This window comes from Microcystis aeruginosa LEGE 91341 (genome assembly GCF_015206885.1).
Lineage (GTDB): Bacteria > Cyanobacteriota > Cyanobacteriia > Cyanobacteriales > Microcystaceae > Microcystis > Microcystis aeruginosa_H.
The window spans coordinates 1-5,010 of record NZ_JADEXY010000203.1; the positions used below are offsets into that span (position 1 = coordinate 1).

Annotated in this window: 4 protein-coding genes; 1 reads left to right on the plus strand and 3 read right to left on the minus strand. The window is 44.7% G+C overall.

The features are described from left to right. Nucleotides 1-45 precede the first annotated feature (45 nt). Together IQ234_RS19770 and IQ234_RS19775 are read right to left on the minus strand one after the other, a co-directional pair. Nucleotides 46-369 (minus strand): PDGLE domain-containing protein, encoded by a 324-nt coding sequence (locus IQ234_RS19770; protein WP_193958329.1) that lies wholly within the window; start codon nucleotides 367-369, stop codon nucleotides 46-48. Nucleotides 370-397: 28 nt separating this feature from the next. Continuing rightward, nucleotides 398-1,126, minus strand: a complete 729-nt coding sequence (locus tag IQ234_RS19775; protein ID WP_193958330.1) for an energy-coupling factor ABC transporter permease — start codon at nucleotides 1,124-1,126, stop codon at nucleotides 398-400. 429 nt (nucleotides 1,127-1,555) lie between these two features. Between IQ234_RS19775 and IQ234_RS19780 the strand changes: the two genes are divergently transcribed. After that, a complete protein-coding gene (locus tag IQ234_RS19780) occupies nucleotides 1,556-2,092 on the plus strand; it encodes a deoxycytidylate deaminase (protein ID WP_043995593.1) in 537 nt (178 codons plus the stop codon). Between the two features lie 116 nt (nucleotides 2,093-2,208). Here the strand turns inward: IQ234_RS19780 and gyrB are convergent, their stop codons facing one another. After that, nucleotides 2,209-4,875 (minus strand): DNA topoisomerase (ATP-hydrolyzing) subunit B, encoded by a 2,667-nt coding sequence (gene gyrB, locus IQ234_RS19785; RefSeq protein ID WP_193958331.1) that lies wholly within the window; start codon nucleotides 4,873-4,875, stop codon nucleotides 2,209-2,211. Between the last annotated feature and the right edge of the window lie 135 nt (nucleotides 4,876-5,010).

Sequence of the window (5,010 nt, forward strand, 5' to 3'; positions counted from 1 at the left end):
CACTACCCCACTACCCCACTACCCCACTTCTCGACTCCTATCTCTTTATTCCTGATTTTGGGATTTTGGAATGACTAATTTACCGATACCCCAAGCGATGCCGAAAGTGGCAAGAGTTCCCAGAAAACCGGCGAGGGGAGTGGCGACACCTTGGGGAACACCTTTGAGGGCATAACCATCAAAAATTCGGGCGAAAGGTAATTGATTGCCAAGGGCGTTAGGGTCTTCTTTTTGGCTAAATTGTAAGTCTTCCGCCACTCGATCGAGTCCGTCGGGATCGGGACTGGCAAAGGGAGAAAGAAAAACGGCAATAATTAGAGATAATACCAAACCAATCAGGAAAAATTGGCTATTTCTGCGAATATTCATCGACTTAATTGCTTTATTGACGAGAAGCTTAGGAAGGAGAAACAAAAGTATTAACGGAATGGGGCGGATCGTAGAGAATATCGGGACGGGTTCGCCAGATATAACCGACAGCGAAAACGGTAATCACCGCTTCCCCGATACCGATGAGGATATGCCAAGATAACATGGCAAAAAGGGCGACTAAAGGCGGTACAGTGCCAGATAAAGCCAATTGCAGGGCGCAAGCTAACGCCGCCACCACTACACTTGTCCAAGCAGCCACGGCAACAGCGATCGCCATACTGCGCCAACTATTAAAACCGAGGGTTTTTCTAATCCCCAGATAGAGATAATAACCGCCAAACGTCCCGATCAGACCCATATTGACGATATTTGCCCCTAAAACCGTTAAACCGCCATCTTGAAAAAATAAAGCCTGCACGATAAAAACCACCGCCATCACCAGAGAACCCGCCCAGGGACCGAGTAAAACCCCCGCGAGAGTCCCCCCTAACAAATGTCCGGAGGTTCCCCCCGGAATGGGGAAATTAATCATCTGGGCGGCAAAAATAAAGGCGGCACAAACTCCCATCAAAGGTACAGCCCGTTCAGCGTAGTGACCGCGCACTTTTTTAAGAGAAAAGCCAATCAGGACAACGGCAATTATCCAAGTAAATAGACTCACCGATGGACTCAAAAAGCCGTCGGGAATGTGGAGGGCGAGATAAGGGGTCAGGAGAGGGTGAAACAAACCAACCCCTAGAAAATTAATAGACATTAAAACTCAGTCTCCTTGGCAATTTGGGTTAAAGATTTCCATAGAATTGCGTCGCTAGGATGGAAAAGTCCTCTCTTCTAGTAGATAACTAACCGCTTCATTCTACAATGCCCTCTCTGGGGATTTAACCCCTTTGGCTTCTTAAGAATTTCTGTTATTTTTCCGATCATCAGGGTTTAGCTATTAGCCAGAATCTCAATTATTCTCAAGCAGTCAAATTATTTAAATTATTATTAATTTTTTGAGGTTTTTTCGGTTTTTATGCTAGTCCTTAATCAGTGAGCAGTTATCAGTTAGAAGAGGCTGGTGACCACATTGACTACGCGATCGGTAGTCAGGGTAGTGCTTTAATTGGTTTAGAGGTCAACTAATGATAAGCTATCAGAGATAAACCCCTCTTTTTCGCTTTTTCTAGCTTGGTATGAAACCGTGATCAACTCTGAAGAAAAAAGACCGACTTGGGACGAATATTTTTTGATGATCGCTAAATTAGCCGCCACCAGATCCACCTGTTTAGCTTTTCCCGTCGGTGCGGTAATTGTCAAAGATCGGCAAGTTTTAGCCACGGGTTACAATGGTTCTCCATCGGGAACGGTTCATTGTACTGCCCAGGGTTTTTGTTATCCCGGTTTGGGAACCTGTCGGGAATCCGGAGAAATTCCCTCTCGGGCAATTCATGCCGAAGCTAATGCGATCGCTCAAGCGGCTAAACACGGTATTTCTACCCAAGGTGCTAGTATCTACGTTACTTTAGAACCCTGCATTTCCTGTTTAAAGCTAATTATTTCTTCGGGAATTAAAGAAGTTTTTTACGAAGCCGACTTTAATAGTGGGACAAAAGCTATGTTAAGGGATTCTTTTTTAGAAACGGGGATTATTAAATATAAAAAGATTTATTTATCCGCAGAAATGGCTAGTCATGCGGCCTTATTTTTATTAAATCCCATTTCGATCGATCTCAGGTAGTTAGGGACTTGCGCTTTGATAATGTACGTTTTGGGCGAACGCAGTTCGCCCCTACATTGTGGACAAAATCCGTTACTGTAGGGGCGCAAGCAACCTGCGCCCTCCGAAGTTACGGTTTAAATGTCCAAATCCGTAAGATTTAAACGCGGTCCGTGGGTTTCGATAAATTCTCGCCGGGGGGCAACTCGATCGCCCATAAGAATCGTAAATAATTCCTCTGCTTTGGCTGCGTCTTCGATTTCCACCCGTTTTAAAGTGCGAGTTTCGGGATTCATGGTAGTATCCCAAAGTTGTTGGGGCATCATTTCTCCTAACCCTTTAAAACGTTGGATTGTGTAGTTAGCATTAGAGGGAAATTCCGCTATCTTTTGCTGTAATTCTCGATCGCTATAGCAGTAGGAATGATTTTTACCGCGTTCCAATTTATAGAGAGGAGGACAGGCGATATATACATAACCTTGGTCAATTAAATTCTTCTGATAACGATAGAAGAAAGTTAACAACAAAGTTCGGATGTGGGCGCCATCCACATCAGCATCAGTCATTAAAACAATGTGATGATAGCGCAATTGTGAGGGATCGAAATCTTCTCCTTTAATTCCTAAACCGAGGGCTGTAATTAAGGATTGAATTTCCGTATTTTTGTAGATTTTGGCATCATCGGTTTTTTCGATATTGAGGATTTTTCCCCGCAGAGGTAGAATCGCTTGAAAACGACGATCGCGCCCCTGTTTGGCACTGTTATGGACGAAAACGCCGGAAGCAAGGGCAAAGTTATGGGTATGAGGAACCTCGATATCATAGACATCGAATCTTGTTTCTAATCGCTTGATCGCCACAACTCGATGATTGTAATTAGCCACCGCTTCTAAGGCTTTATTTTTATCACCATCAAAGTAGCGATCGCAGAAAGAATCGAATCGCAATATTGATTTATCCCGCGTCTGAAGCCGATATTTTTGATAAGCTTCCAAATCAATATAACCTCGATCGATCTCAATTTGTTTTAAGGTCGCTAGGGTTTTTTGATAGTAAGTTTTCTTGATCGTGTTAATTCCCTGCCAACGATTATACCAATCAGCGATCGCATGAGTGAACAACCAAGAATCGGAAGCGGGATTCCAGACCATTTCATAACCGTTAATGGTGATTCCGGGGTCACGAAGATCGGACAATTTCCGATACAAAGGCATTAAAGCATCTTCTGGAGTTAAAGCCGCAGCAGGTTTATAGCTACCATCTCTTAACAGGAAAAGATGGTCAGGAGTACAAATAATCGCTTCACCATGATCGAGAGTAATTTTAATTACTTCTGCGTCTTTTTTGGTGATGCGGGCATTAATAACTCGTTCAACCCCGATCGTGCCATTGTCACGAATGGTATAACAAAAATGTTCCTTTCCTTGGGCTTGTTCGGTCACTAGCTGTTTAAAACTGAGGTTGCGTCCATCGACAAGGGCGATTTCTGTATCACCATGAAAACAACCACCGGCGCTGTCCCCTTCGACGATGTAAATTTCTGACTTTTCCGGGTCTCTTTCGCTACAATCAGCCAATTTACCCGGTAAAGGTGAGGATTCCAGAACCGATTTCCGTCGTACTAAGTCCCGGGCCCGTCGGGCTGCTTCCGCCGCTTTGTACGCTTGTACTGCTTTTTCGATAATGGTGTCGGCCACTTGGGGATTTTGTTCTAGGTATTCGTTGAGAGTTTCCCCCACCAGGGAATCAACAATACCCCGCACTTCAGTGTTACCCAATTTGGTCTTGGTTTGTCCCTCAAATTCCGGTTCGGGGACTTTTACGGAAATAACGGCGGTTAAACCCTCACGGACGTTTTCCCCCGCTAGATTAGGCTCGTTTTCTTTAATTTTATTGCGTTTACGAGCGACATTATTTAAAGTACGAGTCAGAACTGCTTTTAATCCTTCTAGATGAGTTCCCCCGTCAATGGTGCGGATATTATTAGCAAAACCGAGAATATTGTCGCTATAGGCATCTATACACCACTGAAACGCCACTTCGATATTAATTCCGTTCTTTTCCCCCGATACATAGATAATATCTTTGTGCAGAGTTTCTTTTTCCCGACACATATAGGCAACGTATTCTTTAATACCCCCCTCATAACAATAGGTTTCGATGTGGGGTTCTTCGGGACGGTAATCGCTAAAGGTGATTTTAACACCGGCATTTAAGTAGGCTAGTTCTCGCAAACGTCCGGAGAGGGTACTGTAATCAAATTCGATGCCTTGGCTAAAAATTTCGGTGTCTGGCAGGAAATTAACCCTAGTTCCCGTTTTTTCCTCTTGACTGGGACTGCTGACCAATTCTGTGACGGGGATACCTCTTTCGTAGCGTTGGATATGTACTTTGCGATCGCGCCAAACTGTCACATCGACCCATGCGGAAAGAGCATTAACGACGGAAATACCGACTCCGTGTAACCCCCCCGACACTTTATAGCCACCACTGCCGAATTTACCGCCGGCATGAAGTATAGTGAGAACGGTTTCGAGGGCAGATTTACCCGTGGTGGGGTGGACATCGGTGGGAATACCCCGGCCATCGTCGGTGACGCTGACGGAACCATCGGCCTTGATATCCACTTCGATATGAGTACAGTAACCCGCTAGGGCCTCATCGATCGAGTTGTCCACCACTTCATAGACTAAATGATGTAGTCCCCGCGGACCGGTCGTACCGATATACATCCCCGGCCGCTTCCTGACTGGTTCTAACCCTTCGAGAACTTGTATCTGTTCCGCGCCGTAGTTACTTGTCATAAAATTTCCCTGAAAAGGCTGTGATCCCTGATTGAACCTAAATGAATAGCAAAATCTTCAAAAATTTTAGCACATAAGGGTTAAAGACTGCTTAAGTGCCTTTAGGGAGAATTTTTTATTGGGGTTGGGGTGTGG

Excerpts from the sequence above, each read along its gene's own strand:
- IQ234_RS19775 (WP_193958330.1), bottom strand. The coding sequence starts at position 1,126 with ATGTCTATTAATTTTCTAGGGGTTGGTTTGTTTCACCCTCTCCTGACC.
- gyrB (WP_193958331.1), bottom strand. The coding sequence starts at position 4,875 with ATGACAAGTAACTACGGCGCGGAACAGATACAAGTTCTCGAAGGGTTA.
- IQ234_RS19770 (WP_193958329.1), bottom strand. The coding sequence starts at position 369 with ATGAATATTCGCAGAAATAGCCAATTTTTCCTGATTGGTTTGGTATTA.